At 67.8% G+C, this 17,170-nt stretch carries 17 protein-coding genes; 5 read left to right on the top strand and 12 right to left on the bottom strand.

The genetic code is table 11. The features are described 5' to 3' along the window. The first annotated feature begins 94 nt into the window (after nucleotides 1–94). Nucleotides 95–1,000, top strand: a complete 906-nt coding sequence (locus M1D93_RS03115; RefSeq protein ID WP_461173736.1) for a LysR family transcriptional regulator — start codon at nucleotides 95–97, stop codon at nucleotides 998–1,000. A 1-nt stretch (nucleotide 1,001) separates the two neighbouring features. On the opposite strand, the gene M1D93_RS03110 is transcribed toward M1D93_RS03115, so the two are convergent. The 11 genes from M1D93_RS03110 to M1D93_RS03060 form a co-directional block, all read right to left on the bottom strand. After that, complete coding sequence (locus M1D93_RS03110; protein ID WP_461173735.1) at nucleotides 1,002–1,910, bottom strand: spermidine synthase; 909 nt, start codon at nucleotides 1,908–1,910, stop codon at nucleotides 1,002–1,004. 65 nt (nucleotides 1,911–1,975) lie between these two features. Next, nucleotides 1,976–3,532: a D-glycero-beta-D-manno-heptose 1-phosphate adenylyltransferase gene (gene rfaE2, locus M1D93_RS03105; protein ID WP_461175101.1), complete on the bottom strand. Its 1,557-nt coding sequence runs from the start codon at nucleotides 3,530–3,532 to the stop codon at nucleotides 1,976–1,978. 38 nt (nucleotides 3,533–3,570) lie between these two features. Continuing rightward, a complete protein-coding gene (locus M1D93_RS03100) occupies nucleotides 3,571–5,031 on the bottom strand; it encodes an aldehyde dehydrogenase family protein (RefSeq protein ID WP_461173734.1) in 1,461 nt (486 codons plus the stop codon). 41 nt (nucleotides 5,032–5,072) lie between these two features. Next, nucleotides 5,073–5,771: an SDR family oxidoreductase gene (locus M1D93_RS03095; RefSeq protein ID WP_461173733.1), complete on the bottom strand. Its 699-nt coding sequence runs from the start codon at nucleotides 5,769–5,771 to the stop codon at nucleotides 5,073–5,075. 75 nt (nucleotides 5,772–5,846) lie between these two features. After that, nucleotides 5,847–7,289 carry a PfkB family carbohydrate kinase gene (locus M1D93_RS03090; protein ID WP_461173732.1) on the bottom strand — a complete coding sequence of 481 codons (1,443 nt, stop codon included), beginning with the start codon at nucleotides 7,287–7,289 and terminating at the stop codon, nucleotides 5,847–5,849. Further along, the gene (locus M1D93_RS03085) at nucleotides 7,286–8,026 is read right to left on the bottom strand and encodes a D-sedoheptulose-7-phosphate isomerase (protein WP_461173731.1); all 741 of its coding nucleotides are present in this window, start codon (nucleotides 8,024–8,026) and stop codon (nucleotides 7,286–7,288) included. Before M1D93_RS03085 ends, M1D93_RS03090 begins: the two co-directional genes overlap by 4 nt. Beyond that, nucleotides 8,023–9,276 carry a glycosyltransferase gene (locus tag M1D93_RS03080; RefSeq protein ID WP_461173730.1) on the bottom strand — a complete coding sequence of 418 codons (1,254 nt, stop codon included), beginning with the start codon at nucleotides 9,274–9,276 and terminating at the stop codon, nucleotides 8,023–8,025. The genes M1D93_RS03085 and M1D93_RS03080 overlap by 4 nt, the downstream gene beginning before the upstream one ends. Further along, nucleotides 9,273–10,307, bottom strand: coding sequence for a glycosyltransferase (locus tag M1D93_RS03075; protein WP_461173729.1), 1,035 nt, complete (start codon nucleotides 10,305–10,307; stop codon nucleotides 9,273–9,275). Before M1D93_RS03075 ends, M1D93_RS03080 begins: the two co-directional genes overlap by 4 nt. Further along, nucleotides 10,304–11,392, bottom strand: a complete 1,089-nt coding sequence (locus M1D93_RS03070) for a glycosyltransferase family 9 protein (RefSeq protein ID WP_461173728.1) — start codon at nucleotides 11,390–11,392, stop codon at nucleotides 10,304–10,306. The genes M1D93_RS03075 and M1D93_RS03070 overlap by 4 nt, the downstream gene beginning before the upstream one ends. Then, entirely contained in the window at nucleotides 11,392–11,928 is a 537-nt protein-coding gene (locus M1D93_RS03065; RefSeq protein WP_461173727.1) for a D-glycero-alpha-D-manno-heptose-1,7-bisphosphate 7-phosphatase, read from the bottom strand. The genes M1D93_RS03070 and M1D93_RS03065 overlap by 1 nt, the downstream gene beginning before the upstream one ends. Nucleotides 11,929–12,083: 155 nt before the next feature. Then, on the bottom strand, nucleotides 12,084–13,022 hold the full coding sequence (locus tag M1D93_RS03060) for a sigma-70 family RNA polymerase sigma factor (protein WP_461173726.1): 939 nt from the start codon (nucleotides 13,020–13,022) through the stop codon (nucleotides 12,084–12,086). A 146-nt stretch (nucleotides 13,023–13,168) separates the two neighbouring features. On the opposite strand from M1D93_RS03060, the gene M1D93_RS03055 reads away from it, so the two are divergent. Then, nucleotides 13,169–14,224, top strand: coding sequence for an NAD-dependent epimerase/dehydratase family protein (locus tag M1D93_RS03055; protein WP_461173725.1), 1,056 nt, complete (start codon nucleotides 13,169–13,171; stop codon nucleotides 14,222–14,224). Between the two features lie 42 nt (nucleotides 14,225–14,266). Here M1D93_RS03055 and M1D93_RS03050 read toward each other — a convergent pair whose 3' ends face one another. Further along, on the bottom strand, nucleotides 14,267–14,788 hold the full coding sequence (locus M1D93_RS03050; protein ID WP_461173724.1) for a hypothetical protein: 522 nt from the start codon (nucleotides 14,786–14,788) through the stop codon (nucleotides 14,267–14,269). Nucleotides 14,789–14,980: 192 nt separating this feature from the next. Here M1D93_RS03050 and M1D93_RS03045 point away from each other — a divergent pair, with 192 nt between their 5' ends. From M1D93_RS03045 to M1D93_RS03035, 3 genes are read left to right on the top strand one after another with little or no spacing between them, the layout of a single operon-like run. Further along, the gene (locus tag M1D93_RS03045; protein WP_461173723.1) at nucleotides 14,981–15,955 is read left to right on the top strand and encodes a hypothetical protein; all 975 of its coding nucleotides are present in this window, start codon (nucleotides 14,981–14,983) and stop codon (nucleotides 15,953–15,955) included. Next, nucleotides 15,955–16,386 carry a phage holin family protein gene (locus M1D93_RS03040; protein WP_461173722.1) on the top strand — a complete coding sequence of 144 codons (432 nt, stop codon included), beginning with the start codon at nucleotides 15,955–15,957 and terminating at the stop codon, nucleotides 16,384–16,386. The genes M1D93_RS03045 and M1D93_RS03040 overlap by 1 nt, the downstream gene beginning before the upstream one ends. Beyond that, nucleotides 16,383–17,078 carry a DUF3618 domain-containing protein gene (locus tag M1D93_RS03035; RefSeq protein ID WP_461173721.1) on the top strand — a complete coding sequence of 232 codons (696 nt, stop codon included), beginning with the start codon at nucleotides 16,383–16,385 and terminating at the stop codon, nucleotides 17,076–17,078. Before M1D93_RS03040 ends, M1D93_RS03035 begins: the two co-directional genes overlap by 4 nt. Nucleotides 17,079–17,170 lie beyond the last annotated feature (92 nt).

Genomic DNA, 17,170 nt, shown 5'->3' with positions numbered 1-17,170 from the left:
AGCAATCCCCTCGGGTGTTTCCCACTGAGTATTACTGCACAGACATGCACCTTCAATGACTAATCAAGCACCAAGTGCATGCAGAATTGCACATATGAAAGCCAACCCCGATGACTTGCTGGTACTGCTCGCGGTGTCCCGGTCAGCTAAGTACACGACGGCGGCCCAGGCCTTGGGGCTCAACCACACCACCGTTTCGCGCCGGATAGCCGCGCTGGAGAAGGCGCTCGGCGGCCGGGTCTTGGCACGCGCCACGGGAGGGTGGGAACTGACTGACCTCGGAGCCCGGGCCGTGCAGGTCGCCGAACAGGTGGAAGCGGTGGTGGGCACGCTGGGAGCGGCCGGGAAGGCGCCCGACCCGATCACCGGCGTCGTCCGCATGACGGCGACAGATGGCTTCAGCGCCTATATCGCCGCCCCTGCCGTCGCCCGGTTGCGCCGCGATCACCCCGGACTGAGCGTGGAGGTAGTGACCATGACGCGGCGGGCGCTGCAGCAGCGCTCGGGACTGGACATCGAAGTGGTGGTGGGCGAACCGCAGGTGCACCGGGCCGAGGCGGTGCGGCTGGGTGACTACATGTTGGGCATGTATGCCTCGCGCGCCTACCTGGAGGAGCACGGCACGCCCGCCACCGTAGGCGAACTCAACGAACACCCGCTGGTGTACTTCGTTGATTCCATGCTGCAGGTGGATGACCTTGACGCGCCCCGCCGCCTGGTCCCGGGGATGCGCGACGGCCTCACCTCCACCAATGTCTTTGTCCACGTGGAAGCGACCCGCGCGGGGGCTGGCATCGGTTTCCTGCCCTGCTTTATGGGCGACCTCCACGATGACCTGGTCCGCCTGCTGCCCTCAGAGATCGCCGAGCTGCTGCCGTACTGGATGGTGCTCCGGCCGGACTCGCTGCGGCGGCCTGCGGTGGCGGCGGTAGTGCACGCGCTGCGGGAACAGATGGCGGAGCACCGGGAGAAGCTGCTGGGCCGGGGTTCCGGTGATTGAGCTAATTACCGGGCGGGTCGTGCCGCACCGGTGATCCTGCCGCGAAGGCCCGTACCTGGGCGTCGTCCCACAGGTGCGCCGGGACGGCGCCGCCCAGGAGCCTGCGGGCCAGTTGGGGGTCGTCGCGGAACGGGGTATCGCTGCCGGCCATCACCATGTTTCCGTAGCGGCGGCCCTTCAGCATGGCCGGGTCGGCGATGATCATGGTGTGCTGGAAGGCGGCTGCAATGGTGGCGGCGTCCTGCCTGGCGTTCCTCAGGTCCGGCGCATCTCCGGAGTTCACCACGTACAGCCCGCCGGGGGCAAGGACCCGCTTGACGTGCTGGTTGAACTCAGCGGTAGTCAGTGGCCGCGGGGTCAGGGCACCGGCGAAAACATCCCGGATGATGAAGTCCCTGGTCTCAGCAGTCAGGGTCTCGGTGACTTCGCGGGCCTCCCCCACCCGCAGGCGGAGCAGCGGCGCCTTGGGCAGGTCGAACCAGCCGCGCACGTACTCCGCCAGCTTGCCGTCCAGCTCCACCACCACCTGCCGGGCGTCCGGATAGACAGCGTGGAAGTAGCGGGCCAGCGAGCAGGCGCCGCCGCCCAGATGGAGGCCGCGGAGCTTCGGCCTGGTTCCGGCAGTGCCCGACGGCGGCCAGCGCGACTCGATCAGCGCCGCCATCCAGCGCATGTACTCGAAGTCCAGGAACAGCGGGTCGGCGAGGTCGATGTGCGAACTCATGACGCCGTTGATCTTCAGGAGCCAGCCGGTGGAGTTGTCCTGGTCCGCGATCAGCTCGCAGTCCCCGGTGTCGACGTAGTAGATGCCTTCAACTGGCCCGCTGGGCCGGGCTCCCGCGGGGACCTCCACTACTCCTGCCACCGGGCGCAGGCCGTTCCGGCCAGCTGACCTGCCGCGTTTTGCCATTACCCGTGCCGCGCTTCAGTCATGCTTCAACCCTAATTGCTTCCGGCAGCACCGGTGCCCGCACCCTAGCTGCCCGGCACAGCCCCTTCACCTTCCCGGATCCGCTTCACCACAGCCGTGGTGGACCGTTCCGCCACATAGTCCAAGATGGCCACCCGGCCGCCGTACTCCTCCACCGCCGGCGTCTCGGCGAGCATTTCCGGGGTGTAGTCCCCGCCCTTGGCATATACCTCCGGCCGGAGCTGCCCGATGAGCGGGGCGGCAGTGGGAGTGTCGAAGACCGTTACGTAGTCCACGCAGCTCAGTGCCGCCACCACCGCCGCGCGGTCCGCCACCGCGTTGATGGGCCGGCCGGCGCCCTTGAGCTTGCGGACCGACTCGTCACTGTTGAGCGCCACCACCAGCACGTCACCCAGCTGTTTTGCCTGGTTGAGATAGCGGGTGTGGCCGCTGTGCAGCACGTCGAAGCAACCGTTGGTGAGTACGATGCGCTGGCCCTCGGCGCGGTGCAGCTCCAGCTGCCGTTGCAGTTCGTCCGCACCCAGGGCAGTGTCGGCAAAGGCCTTGAGGTACCGGCTGAGCTGGCCTGTACTGCAGACGGACGTGCCGGGCTGGTGCACCACCACATCCGCAGCGGACTGCGCAAGGTCCAGGCTCGCCGTCAAGGGCAGCCCGGCGGAGCGTGCCAGCGTCAGGGCAGCCACGAAGGTGTCGCCGGCACCGGAGGCCTGCTTTTCCGCGGCCGGGCGGGCCCACGTACGGTGCGTCACGCCGTCGGGCCTTAGCAGGACTGTGCCGTCACGGTCCAGGGTGACCACCACGGCCCCCGCGCCCGTGGCTTCCAGCAGGGCGTCCGCGTGCTTGCTCACCTCGGCAGCCCTGTCCTGGCCGTCCGGAAGGCGCAGGTCCAGCATCCGCGCCGTCTCCTGCGCGTTCGGGGTCACCAGGTCCGGGCGGAGCGGCGCCCACGGCCGGGGATCGTGCGAATCGACCACCAGCAGCGGACGGTCCCCGCCGGAAGGGGGGCCCGGGAGCGCGTCCACCAGGCTGGCCCGGACCGGGTCCGCCAGCACCCCGTTGCCGTAATCACACACCAGCACGGCGTCCTGCTGTCCGACGGCGGCACGCACGGAAGCAGCCAGCGCGGCCAGCGCCTCGGCCGGCACCGCCTTGGCGGAGTCGTCGATTCGGAGCATCACCTGCCCGCCGCTGCTGATCCGGATCTTGGTGGTGGTCACCATGTCCGCGTGGCTCTGCAGATGGCTGACATCGATGCCCGCAGCCACCAACTGGTTCCGGAGGTCCACCCCGGCGTCGTCGGTTCCGATGATGCCCGCGACGGATACCCGGGCACCGAGGGCAGCCAGGTTCATGGCGGTATTGGCGGCTCCCCCGGGAACGGATTCCCGGGTCTGCACATCCACCACAGGTGCGGGGGCTTCCCGGCAGAGCCTTTCGATGCTGCCGCTCCACCAGCCATCCAGCATGAGGTCACCGATTACCAGGATCGCCGGTTCCTCCGCGGCCAGCCGCCCTGGCAGCCATTCGGACAGCGCCCGCTGGCTGGAAAGGTCCACGCTGCCAGGCTCGGCAGGCAGGTCGCCAGGCAAGTCGCCAGGCATACCGGCAGGTTCGGCAGGCAGGTCGCCTGATGACAAACTCATGACTCGTCCTGTTCAGACACGGACTCCCCGCCGGCTGCCGCCGGGCCAGGCGCAGCAGCCGGAGGCGCCGCAATGTGCACCACTTTGACCCGGCTGAACTCGTCCAGCAATTCCGGGCCATAGCCGAAGCCCGCGCCGCTTTCGCCGCGCGGCTGGGCAGCACCGCCGGGGGCGCCGCCGAACACTTCGTTGATCTTCACCGTTCCGACCGGGAGGGCAGCGACCGCCTCCTGGATGTGGGCGATGTTGCCGCTGAGGACGGTGGCAGCCAAGCCGTACCTGCCGCTGCAGGCCAGGCGAAGGCCGTCGTCGAACGATTTCACCACCTGCACGGGGGCAACCGGTCCGAAGGTTTCCTCGGTCATGACCTGCATCCGGTCCGTGCATTCCAGCAGCACGGTGGCGGGGTAGAAGGAGCCCGGTCCTTCCGGAAGCGCGCCGCCCTCGACCGCGTGCGCGCCCTGCCTGAGGGCGTCGGTGACCTGCGCGTGGACCTCGTCCCGCATCCGCAGATCCACCAGCGGGGCCACTGTCCCGTTGCTGTTGCGCAGTGCTGCTTCGGCTTCCAACGCTGCACAGAACTCCGCGGCGATGTCCTGATGGACGTAGATCCGTTCAACGGCCACGCAGATCTGGCCGCTGTTGCTGAAGGCACCGATCGCGGCCTGCCCGGCTGCCCACAGCGGGTCCACGTCCCGGTCCACCAGCAGCGGATCATTTCCACCGTTTTCCCGGATGACGTGGGCGCCCGTCAGCGCTCCGGCCCTGGCGATCCGGGCGCCGGCCGCGCTCGAACCCACGTGCGTGATGACGTCCACCTCCGACTGGGCCAGGAGTGCACCAACTCCGGCGCCGCCCGTAATTGTCTGGAACACTCCGGGCGGAAAGGCAGGTGCCAGGACGTCGCCAAGGGCTTCACCGAGCCGCGGGCAGCGCTCACTTGGCTTATGCACTACTGTGTTGCCGGTGGCCAGCGCGGCGCCAATCAGGCCGCACGCCACCGCTACGGGATCATTCCAGGGGGTCAGCAGGACCGCCACACCGCGGGGCTCGGCCACGGTGTAATCGGAGGCGAGCCGGTTGCCGCGCAGGCTGTGGCCGCGGTGGACGGGCCCCAGCTCCGCGTACTGTTCCAGCGTGGAAACGCCTGCGCCGATGCCGGCGAGTGATTCCTCCACCGGCCGCCCCGTTTCGCTGGCGTTGAGTTCCGCGAGCTCCCGGGCTGCCGCAGCGAGGGCTTTTGCCGCAACGCGCAGTGCCGCAGCACGGTCGGCCGGCGCGGTGGCCGCCCACTCCGGCGCAGCGCTCCGGGCCACCCCTACGGCATGCGTCACCGTTTCCGGTTCGGCCTCCGGCACGGTCCAGAGGACGTCACCTGTTCGTGGGTTCCGGATGGTGATGCCGTTGCTGTCGGCGGCTTCCGAGCGTGCAGTCGTTTCTGTGGCAATGGTGGGCATGAGATTCCTCCCGTCGGTTCCGGCCTGGTGGTGGTGGCGGTTTAGGGCCAGGAGCCCTCTTCCTCGTGGCAGATCAGCATCTCGCGGACCTCACAGCCGGTGGGCTGGGACAGGGCGAAGAGGATGGCCTGCGCCACGTTGGTGGGGTCGTTGAGCCGCGAATCGTCCTGGGGCTTGTACTGTTCGGTGCGGTCGTCGAAGAAGCGCGTCTTCATGCCGCCGGGGATCATGGTGGTCACGCCGATTTCCCCGCCGGTCTCGGCCGCCAGCGCATGGCTGAATCCCACCACGCCGAACTTGGAGGCGCAGTACGCCGTTGCGTCGGCCACGGCGCGCTTGCCCAGGGTGGAAGCGACAGTCACTACCCGGCCGTGCGAGGACTTGAGGTAGGGCAGGGCTGCGCGCACCACGGACACGGTGCCCATCAGGTTCACGCCGATGACCTTCTCCCACTCCGTGGCCTCGACGTCGGCGAGCTTGCCGCAGCGGTCGATTCCTGCGGCCGTGACCACTGCTTCGAGGCCACCAAGGGATTCCGCGGCTTCGCGTACGGCGGCCTCCACGGCCTGCCGGTCCGAGACGTCCACTTCGAAGGCCTTCACGGCGGACACGTTGCTGATATCGCGGTCCAGGACCACCGGGGTGCCGCCCGCTTTCAGGACGGCGTCGACGACGGCGGCCCCCAGTCCGGAGGCACCTCCGGTAACGAGCACTCGGCCGGGGGTGTTTGATTCAGTCATGGTGTTCCTTTCAATGGGAAATACAAAACTTTGTTTGCCGGCCACGCTCCCCGAGCCACCGGCGGGTCAGCCTGGTTAGCTGACCTTCGCGAGGGCATCGGCCAGGCCGGTGGTGGAACGGGCCGGGTGGTACGGCACGGTGAGGCAACGGCCGCCCCAGCTCTCCACCAGGCCGGCCTCCGGCAGGCTGGCACCCTTGTAGTCGCCGCCTTTGACCCAGATGTCGGGGCGAAGGCGTTCGAGGGCTGCCTCCGGCGTGTCTTCGTCAAAGACCATCACGGCGTCCACGCACTCCATGGCCAGGAGCAGTTCAGCCCTGTCGTGCTGGCCAATGATGGGCCGCTCCGGACCCTTCAGCCGCCGCACGGAGTCGTCCGAGTTCAGGCAGACGATCAAGCAGTCCCCCAGCTCACGGGCGGCGGCCAGTGACCGGACGTGCCCGGCGTGCAGCAGGTCGAAGCAACCGCCGGTGGCTACTACCTTGCCGCCGTTTTCCCGCACGGCGCGGGCCAGCAGCAGGGGGTCATTGACCCGTGGCTTTGGTTGCGTGGGTTCCCCGCCGCGATCGGGAAGGGCGGACACCCCGCCGTTGGCGAGGAAATCGGCGGCGTCGTGGACGGCCAGTTCGGCGGCTTCGGCAAGATCCCGCCCGGCCAGAAGGTGGACCGCGAGGCTGGCTGCGAGCCGGTCACCGGCTCCGCAGGGGTCTCCCGCTTCCACCCGCGGCGCGGGAACAGGCTGGGGACTGTGGCCTTGCCGGCACAGGACAGCGCCCTGCTCGCCCTTGGTAACCAGGACAGCGCGGCTGCCCCAGTCCTCCAGCAGGACTGCGCCCGCCTCGGCGGCAGGATCGCCAGCGGCATCGCCCCCGGCAGCGGCATCGCCGGCAACAGCGTTTCCGCGTGACGAGTCCTCCTGCCTGCGCCGGGTTCCGTTGCGGCCTCGCAGCTGCAGGGCCTTCTGCGCCTCGGACAGGTTGGGCGTGACGACGGCGACCCCCGGCACCGGGTCCGGCCCGGCAGGATGCGGGTCCCACACGATGGGCACGTGACCGGCAAGCCGGGCCAGTAGCTCCCGGAGCTGCGGGTTGGCAGCCAGTCCCCGGCCGTAGTCGGCCACGATGATCACACCCGCCTTTTCCACCTCGCGGAGCATGGCAGGACTGACATCGGGGACGGGAGCCTTCTCGCAGCCCTGGTCGAAACGGACCACCGGATGCGATCCGGCCCGCACGCGGGTCTTCACCGGCGAAGGGTGGCCGCTCGGACCAGCCACGAGCCGCACTCCGGCGAGGTGGGCTTCAAGCTGGCGGCCGGCGTCGTCATCGCCCAGGACCGTCACCAGCGTCACTGGCCACTTGTCCTCGGCAAGCATCCGCGCCACCAGCCCAGCTCCCCCGGCACGGCGCTGGACGCCGGAAACATCAACCACGGGAACGGGCGCGTCCGGGCTCAGCCGCGTGGCCTCGCCGGACAGGTCCACGTCCAGCATCACATCACCGACAACGACGATCCTCATGCCCCAGCACCCCGCTTCTGCAGTCCATTGTTTTGCAGGCCCAGGTTCTGCAGGCCCTGCCCCTCCGTTGAGCTGTGCCTGGCCACTTCCATGTCGAAGGCGCGGCAGACCGCATGCAGGGCGATCAGGTGGCCCTCCTGGGCATTGGCATTGAGGGCGTCAATCATCACGGCCTGATCGCAGGCGTCGGCCAGCGGATTGGGGCCGGCTCCCGTGAGCGCCCAGGTGGTCACGTTCAGCCGGGAGGCAACCTCGGCGGCCCGCAGCAGGTTGGGACTCTTGCCGCTGGTGGACAGCAGGATCAGCACGTCCCCGGACCGGCCATGCGCCCGCACCTGGCGGGCGAAGACGTCGTCGTAGCCGTAATCGTTGGCGATGGCGGTTACAGCAGAGGACTCCGCGTGCAGGGAAATGGCAGAAAACGGAACCCGCTCGCCGTCGAACCTGCCCACCAGCTCCGCGGTGAGGTGCTGGGCCTCCGCTGCTGAACCGCCGTTGCCGGCGGCAAGCAGCCGTTGGCCGCGGAGCAGGCGCTGGGCCAGTTCCACACCCCAGGCCGCAAGTCGGCCGGACTGGTTCCGCAGCGAATCGAGCGCCGGTATCACGTTGTCCAGATGGATACGGACAGCGTCCACACTGTCGGGGTCCACAAAGGAGGCACCCGGCAGGACTTCGGGCAACGCGGCAGGTGCTGCCAAAGTTTGCAGGGTCTCACGCAGGGACGATTCCGCAGTCACAGTGCCGCTCCTTCCATCGGGACAACACCGGCGGCAGCCCCGGCCAGGGCCAGCTGATAGGCCTTTTCGGTTTCGGCCGCCACCCGGTCCCAGGAATACCGGGTGCGGGCACGCTTCTTGCCTGCGCTGCCAAGCTCCACCCGCAGGGTGGGGTTCGCGAGCAGCAGGGAGAGCGCCGATGCGATCGCTTCGGGGTCCCGCGGCGGCACGTGCAGGCCCGTTCCGTGGTCCACCACCGTATCCCGCAGGCCGCCCACTGCGGCAGCAACGACCGGCACACCGCAGGCCATGGCCTCCAGCGGGACGATGCCGAACGGCTCGTACCACGGTGCGCACACCACGGCGTCGGCGCTGCGGAAAATCCCGGGCATCTCACCGCGGGACACCTGGCCCTGCAGGCTCACTTGGTCGGTAACGCCAAGTTCCGCTGCCAGGTCCATGAGGCGGCGCACCTCGGGGTCGGCATGGAGCGCACCCGAGTCTCCGCCGCCGCCCACGATCAGGAGTTCGACGTCGTCAAAACCCGCCTCGCGCAGGTACGGGAGCGCCCGGATCACCAGGTCCACGCCCTTGCGCGGCACCAGGCGGCCTACCGAGAGGATGCGGTGCGTACGCTTCCTGGCCGCGACGTGACCTTCAGCGGAAAAGAAGCCAAGGTCAACGCCGCAGGGTGCGATGGAGATCTTCCCCGTGGTGATTCCCATGGCCTTGAGTTCGAAGACCTCGTCAGAGCAGGTGGCGACGATCCGGTCCGCGGAGCGCCCGACTCCGGGCTCCAGCCAACGCCGCTCCAGGGGGCTGGTGTCCTCTGCGCCCTGGTGCCGCCGCTTGACGGTGCCCAGTGCGTGGAAGGTTTGGATGACGGGGACCCGGTAGCCCTGGTCTGCCCGCCGGGCTGCGTCCAGGGCGGCAACGCCGGACATCCAGAAGTGCCCGTGCACAACGTCCGGCGGCCGCTGGCCCCAGTCCCTGGCCACGCCGTCGGCAAGTTCTCCCATGTAGGGCAGCAGTTCGTCCTTGGGGACATGGCAGGCCGGGCCGGCGTCCACATGGACCACCTCCAGGCGGCGCCCCACGCGGACCCGGGCCGGGAGCTCCGTTGCATCCCTGCGCGTATAAACCGTTACGTGGTGGCCCCGCTTGGCAAGGGCTTCGGACAGCGCGGCAACGTGCACGTTCTGCCCGCCGGCGTCCACGCCCCCCAGTGCCGCCAGCGGACTCGCGTGCTCGGAAATCATGGAGATTTTCATGGGGTCTTCCTCTCTCCCGCCGGAACAAGGATCTTCCCGTCCAGGCGTTCGTTGTCGGAGTGCCGGAGCCGGCCGCCCAGGTCCGCCAGGAGCTCATCCCAGCGGTCCTGGAATTTGCCCAGGCTGTAGCGTTCCAGTGCTGCCTCGCGGGCGGCAAGGCCCCGCCGTCGGGCTTCATCCGGATCCTTGACCAGCCGCCGCGCACAGCGGAGCAGCTCGTCAATGTCGGCGGAAACGGCGCCGGCTTCCGGCGGCACCGCCCGCGGTGCTTCGGTGGTTGCCAGGGCGACCACCGGCATCCCCAGGTGCATGGCTTCGAGCAGGGACAGGCCCAGGGAGGTCCAGCGCATGGGGTGCACATAAACGCGGCAGCGGGCCAGTTCGCGGTGCAGTTCCCGGGTCTGGAGGTCGCCGCGGGCCGTCAGCCGGGACTCGTCGATCCCGGCCGCGGCAGCCAAGCCGTCCGTCTTCATGCCGAAGACCTGCAGCGGCGCCACGGATGCGAAGGCGGGCAGCAGGTCCGTCCCGGTGACCCGGCCACGGCGGATGGGCTCGTTCACCACCACGCCCAGCTCCGGCAACTCCCCCGTATAGAGCTCCCCGGGGTCCGGGATTCCATGTTCGATCACCAGGCTGCGGGCTGATCCGTTGTCCCAGGCCAGTTTGTTGAAATGGGTGACGTGCACCAGGGGGATGGCGTGCTGGTCCGCGAGCGGATGCGGCGTGAAGGGGAAATTGCCCTTGGGGGTGTTGTGCTCAAGGTACACGGCGGGCAGGTCAACGCCGGGCCGCCGGCCCAGCAGCCGGGCAACTTCGTCAATTTCCTCGGGGCGTTGAAGAACGACGGCGTCAACGGCGCCGGCGTCCAGCGCCGCGAGGTCCACCTCCCGCACCGACGCCGGCCAATCCCTGCCGGCACGGCCAAGCCCCCAGGCACCACCTTCCGGCAGGACGGGAAGGAGGTACTCATGACGGCCGCGCACAAACGCGTCCGTCCAGGAACCGTGGACATGCCAGAGCAGGATTCTCATCTGTTGCGGGCCTTTCTACGGGTACTGACGTGGGTGCTGAAGGAGCTGACTCCGCCGATCAGGCGTTCTACGGCCGCCACTACTTCCTCAGGTGAAACGGAGTCGAGGCAGGGATGGCCCGGGACGGGGCAGACACGGGCCCTGGTCATCCGGCAGGGAGCATTCTGGTCACCGAGCAGCTCCAGCGATACCCCGTACGGCGCCCAACGGATGGCGGGCACTACCGGTGAAAAGAGGCATGCAACGGGTGTGCCCACTGCTGCCGCAAGGTGTGCGGGCCCGGTGTTGCCGGTGACCACGGCGTCGGCCCCCGCCATGACTCCCGCCAGGGTGTGCAGGTCCGTGCGCCCGCCAAGGTCAAGTGCGGACGGCCCGGCGACGGTGGCAGTCAGCGAAGTCTCCCCGGGACCGCCGGTCACCACGACGCGGTGTCCCGCGCCCTGGAGAAGTTCGACGGCGGCCGCATGGTGCAGCGGCGGCCACGCCCTGGCGGGAACGGCAGCTCCGGGGTGGACCACCACGTACGGGTCCTCACCCACCAGGTCGCGGACATTGGGGACGGACGCAATTCGGAGTTTTCCGTCATCCCCTGCCGGGAGCCGGAATCCTCCCGCCTCGGCGATGCCCAGCGCTCGTTCCGCCTCGGGCTGGTCCTCAGGAAAGTCTTCACCCGGTTTGAGCCGGACATCCAGCAGGGAGCCGGCGTAATCGGTGGAGGCGCCGGTGATTCGCTCAACACCGGCCAGCCGGAGAAGCAGGGCGAGCGGCAGGGGCGACTGGTGGAAGGAGGTAAGGATGACCGCTTCGGTGATCCTGGAATTCCGGACATACTCGATGAGCCTGTCAGCGTGCGGGCCGGTCATCTTGGGCGCGGGATTCATGATCCATGGGCTGTCCCAGCTGTAGACCTCGGCGGCGCCCGGCAGCATGCCCGCAGCGGCCTCGCCCTGCCTTCCGCACAGCATCACCACATGGTTTGGCCGGCTGCCGTCCGGGAACCGTCCATTGGCCACGGCACGTACTGCGGGTCCGGCCAGGAGGACGTCGCCCATGCTGTCCAGGCGTGCCACCAGGACGCGGCCCATCAGGGCTGCTCCGACAACAGCGATACGGCCTCGGCCAGGGTCCGGGCCACCAGCTGCGCCTCGGCCACTTCCTCGGCCCGGGTCACGGGCGTTGGTACCAGGACCCCGGTGGCTCCGGCGGCCTCTGCGGCCCGGACGTCAGCGCCGATGTCACCGATCAGCGCCGCCTGCGATGCCTGGATGCCGAGTTTCCGGCAGGCGCTGTGGACCATCCCCGGCGCAGGCTTGCGGCAGGCACAGCCGTCCTGTTCGGAATGTGGACACACCTCCCACACATCAAAGGGGCCCAGGAGCTCTTCCACCCGGGCATTGACGTCCGCCACGTTGGCGGCGGTGATCAGGCCGCGGGCGATTCCGGACTGGTTGCTGATGACGCCGGTTGCTATCCCGTCGGCACGAAGCGCGTCGAGGACTGCCTTGGCACCGGGCATTGGTGTGACCAGCCCGGGGTCGCCGTTGTAGGGCACGTCGACCACCAGGGTCCCGTCCCGGTCGAACAGGACAGCGCGGAGCTTGGAGGATACGGAGCTTCCCATATCCTCCTTGTTCCCCACTGCTGCTGCTCCTAAACAGGGGCTGCTGCTTTTCTCGCCTTTCGGTTGAATAACTCCCAGGGGTTTGAACAGGCAAGATAGGCTGTCAATGCTCCACCCGCCCCGGTCGGAGCCTGCTTCCGGGGCCCCTGGGCGGGCTATGCAGGGCTATCTGCTCCTGCCCGCGAGCCGCTCCTGCGGGCGGAAACGGTTGTCGAAGATCCTGGGCCGGCCGTACGGCTGACCGGCCCTACAGACGCCGTGGAGCCCGTTGCGCGCACCTGCTCCGGACGCACGCCGTCTCCCTGGGCACTGCTCAAGAGCCTGCGCTGGAGTTCAACGAGGACCCGGGCCAACCGGCGCGAAACCTGCATCTGCGACATCCCCAGCCGCTTCCCCAACTGAACCTGGGTTTCCTCGCAGAAGTAGCGGCGGTACAAAAGTTCCCTGTCCGCGGCATCCAGGTCCTGCATGGCCTCCCGCAGGCAGGCAAGGTCCTCAAGCCGCTCCAGCGGCGTCTCCGGGCAAGCCAGCAAATCACCGATCGAGGGAGCGTCACTGTGGACGTTCGCCGCGTCCAAGGAGTCCGGATGCATGCTGCTGGACGCCGAGATGGCTTCCTGCACGTCGGCAGCATCCGCCCCCAGCTCCGTGGCCAGTTCCGTCACGCTGGGATTCCTGCCCAAGGACTGCACCAGCTCCGGTTCCACCCGAAACATCCTGGTGCGAAGATCCTGGATGTGCCGGGGCGGCCGGACCACCCATGTCCGGTCACGCAAGTAACGCTTCAACTCCCCTGCGATGGTCGGAGCAGCATAGGCGGGGAAGCTCTCGCCTTTGGTCTGGTCGAAGCCGCGGGCGGCCTTGACCAGGCCGAGGTAGGCCACCTGGTTCAGGTCTGCCCGTTCCCGTCCCCGGGCTTCGAAGCGGGCGGCGAGGGCCTCGGCAAGGTCCAGATAACTCAGGACCAGGTCATTTTCGAAGGTCTCCCGCAACCGCCCGGCCTTGGCGGCTGAGCGGTTGTCCTTCGGTGGTTCCAGGCACGGCTCCTGGACAGGCATAGCGTCCACGGCAAGCGCGGCAAAAGATTCGGGCATTGTCGTTGGTTCCCTCGGTCTGGTTCCGAAGCCTGCGGCAAGACTTAGCCATAGGAAATCATAAGGTTGCTTATAAAACAATCCTCGGCGGCATTAGGCTCGGCATGTAAGACGAACCGCATACCCCCTGCCAAGGAGCCTTTGTCATGCGCATCGCCGTTATCGGAGCCAGCGGAAACGCAGGAACAGCACTGCTTCGGAACCTGCAGGCCCAGCTGTCCAGGAAGCCGGAAAGTCTGCAACTGAAGGGGATCAGCAGGCGCCTGCCGGACACGTCACAGCCGCCCTATGGGGGCGTGGAGTGGCACACGCTGGATGTCGGGCTGGGAAGCGACCGCCCAAAGCTTGAATCGGCGCTGGCCGGAGTGGACTCCGTTGTCCACCTGGCCTGGCAGATTCAACCAAACAGGGACCTGGACCAGCTGTACCGGACCAACGTCACTGGAACAGCGAATGTCCTGGAAGCCGCCCGGAAGGCCGGCGTCAAACAGGTCGTCTGCGCGTCATCGATCGGTGCCTACAGCAAGGCGCCCAAGGACCGGCGAACGGATGAATCCTGGCCGGCGCAGGGCATGGCGGGCTCGCATTACAGCCGGCACAAGGCGGCGCAGGAAAAACTCCTGGACGAGTTCGCGGCAGCCGAGCCGGGCATCGCCGTCGCAAGGCTCCGGCCCGGGCTTATCTTCCAGCGTGACGCGGGGAGCGAGATCGGCAGGTATTTCCTCGGACCGCTCATTCCCCGGCTCCTGCCAAGAAGACCCTGGCTTCCGCTGCTGCCCGCTCCGGACAACCTGGTTTTCCAGGCAGTCCATGCGGATGACGTAGCCGAGGCCTACTGGCGCGTGATCGACCAGCGGGCCTCCGGGGCCTTTAATATTGCAGCGGAGCCGGTACTCACACCGCAGGAACTTGCCCGGATCGTGCGGGCACAAAGGATCCTTCCCATCCCCATGGGCCTGCTCCACAAGGCGGTGGGCCTGGCCTGGCGGCTCCGGCTTATACCCACCGACTCCGGCTGGGTAGAGATGGCGGCCGGGGTACCAGTCATGGACACCGGCCGGGCCCGCCGGATCCTGGGCTGGGAGGCGAAGACTTCGGCAGTAGAGGCAGTTCTTGACGTGCTGGACGGCATAGGAACGGGGGAAGGAATCACTCCCTCCCCCGCCCTGAAACCGAGGCGCGGCACTGCACCTACGAGCTAGCTGCCGCCCCGCCCCTGGACTGCATGCCGCCAGCCAAACGGCCTAGATGCCTGAGCGCGGATTGTCGCGATCAAGGTGGGAACCGCCCTGGCCAGGGTTGGCACCATCGTTGCGGCGGTCCTCGCGGGCGCCATCACGGGCTCCCGCTCCCCGGGCGGAGTCAGCAGCGTCGCGGGCGGCATTTGCGGGGTTGGCCGCACCGCGGTTGGCGTCGCGGTCCCTCTTGACGTCGGGGTCGAGCTCGTCGGCTTTCCGCGTCCTTTCGCCCACGTCATCGCGGAGCGTCTTGGCCTCGGTGGCCTGCTGGTCCGCATGCTGGCTCAACCGTGCGGCTTCGACCTGCGCCTGCTCTGCGTCCGCCCTGGCACGTGCCGCCTTCGCTTCCCGCTCCCGGGCGTCGAGCTCCCTGTTCTCGGCCTCGCGCCGGATTTCCGCCGCCTTCTCGCGGTTCGCGTTGTCCCGCTTTTGCTGAATCGCCTTCCGGCGCCGTCCCGTTCCGAGCAGCAGCAGCACAATCAGCACCACCACAACAACGGCAATTACCACCCAAACCCACGGAGCCATTTCCAAATTACCCACCACTTCCACTTCGATGTGACCGGGCCGGCGGAAGCCATTCCGGCTGACTTTTTGGAACCGTTTATAACTCGCTTAGCAAGCGTACTTACCTTTTATTAGTAATCATGCTTATTATTTTAGGGCCAGTATCGCTGGTTCTTGATCAACAACCGGCCTTCTTGGAAAGAGAGAGCGAAGATGACAGAGAACCAATGGCCCGAGGATCCCGCTTACACGGCTCCGCCGGCCTCTACAGGAATTCCGGGCGAGCGAACCGCGAGCACTTTCCCGTCCGCCGCCACCCCCCAATATGGCGAGACCCCCACCGGCGACGCCTCCGGCTCGTCCCGCAAGGACGCAGCAAAGGAAGAAGCAGCTGATGTAGCCCGGACCGCGAAGGGTTCCGCCCAGAATGTGGCCCAGACGGCGAAGGAGGAAGTGGCCAACGTCGCTTCCGAGGCGAAGTCCAGCGCGCAGGGCCTGCTGTCCCAGGCAAAATCAGGGCTGTCCAGCCAGGCCGGCACGCAGCAGCAGAAGGCAGCCGAAGGCATCCGCACCATTTCCAGCCAGCTGCAGAGCATGGCTGACGCCCCGGACCAGCAGGGTATGGCGAGCGACCTGATCCGGCAGGCTGCGCAGCGCAGCGAGTCGGTAGCTTCCTGGCTCGAGAACAAGCAGCCAGGCGATCTGCTCGGCGAGGTCCAGAGGTTCGCCCGCAACAAGCCCGGCACCTTCCTCCTGCTTGCCGCCGGCGCCGGCGTCCTCGCAGGCCGCCTGACCCGCGGCCTCACGGCAGGCACCACCGGGACTTCATCCACGTCGGGCACTGCCGGCACTGCAGGGCTTTCCGGCCAATACTCCAGCCCCTACGGCGACCAGTACACGGGAGGATACAGCCCGGCCGGCGGAACGGTACCGCCTCCTCCGGTCCAGCTTCCCGGTCCGGCCACCACCACAGCGGGTTACGCGGGCGGCGCCACGGGTACCAGCTACCCGGACGCAGCACGTCCTGCCAGCCCGCTGGACAGCCCCCAGCTGGTGGAAGAGGAGCCCTGGTCCGGAAACCGGACAGCTGAGGACCCCCTGGGTGACCCCCGTCTTGCCGCTGATCCGCTGGATGACGATCCCCTCGCCCGCGACCGCCGTGCCGGTGGGCAGACAGGCGGGCTCTGATGAGCAGCCAGATACCGGAGCCGCCTCCGAGTGAGGCGCATGTGAAGGCGGACAACGCGTCGTTGGGTGAGTTGCTGGGTGATGTGACCCGGGACCTGTCCACGCTGATGCGCCAGGAAGTCGAACTGGCCAAGGCAGAGGCCAAGCAGTCCGCCACCAAGGCCGGCAAGGGCGCGGGCATGCTCGCCGGCGCCGGCGTCGCAGGACACTTCGTCCTGCTGTTCCTGTCCCTGGCCCTGATGTTCGCCCTGGGCGCCCTGATGCCGCTGGGCTGGGCCGCCGTGATCGTCGCCGTGATCTGGGGCATTATCGCCGCGGTCCTGGCCTCGATGGGCCGCAAGGAACTCAAACAAATCAAGGGCATCCCGCAGACCACCGAAACACTTTCCGAAATTCCCCCAACCCTAAAACCAGGTGAGGTAAACCGATGAGCGATAACCCGGACGCAATCCGCCAAGACATAGAAGCCACCCGAGCACGCCTGGGCACCAACGTGGACGCGGTCGCCGACAAGGTCACGCCAGCAAATGTCGTCCAGCGGCAGACCGACAAGGTCAAGGGCAGCGTCAAAGACGCCGTTGCAGGCGTCAAGGAGAAGGTGATGGGAGCAGCCGATTCCGCTACGTCCACAGTCGGAGACAAGGTCTCCACGGTCCAGGGCAAGGTGTCCTCCGGCACCAGCCACACCGGGGACGCCCTGCACAGCACCGGCGAATCCCTGCACGGGGCCAAGGACACTGCCGCCGCTAAGCTTTCTGACGCCGGGACCGCGATCTCCCACGCGCCGGACCAGGTCAAAGCCAAAACCCAGGGCAACCCCCTGGCCGCCGGCCTGATCGCGTTTGGCGCCGGGATGCTCGTCTCGTCCCTGATCCCGGCCAGCCAAAAGGAACGCGAAGCGGCCGACCAGCTCAAAACCGCCGCGCAGCCCTTGGCCACCCAGGTCACCGACGCAGCCAAGGACATGGTCCAGGACCTGAAGGAACCTGCCCAGGAAGCCATGGAAAGCGTCAAAACCACGGCCACCGACGGCATGCAGAACGTCAAAGCCGAAGGCCAAAGCGCCGCCACCGACGTCAAGGACCGCGCCGCCGACGCCAAAACCAACGTCCAGAACACCTAACGGGCCTGCTGCGGCACCCCAAAGGCAACAAGCACCACCTGACAGGCCGGCCCGCCAAACCGCGGAGCCGGCTTGTCAGGTATAGGCCCTGA

The organism is Arthrobacter sp. Z1-9 (assembly GCF_054792695.1).
Note: the sequence above shows the minus strand (reverse complement) of the source record. Positions and strands in the feature narration are given on the sequence as shown.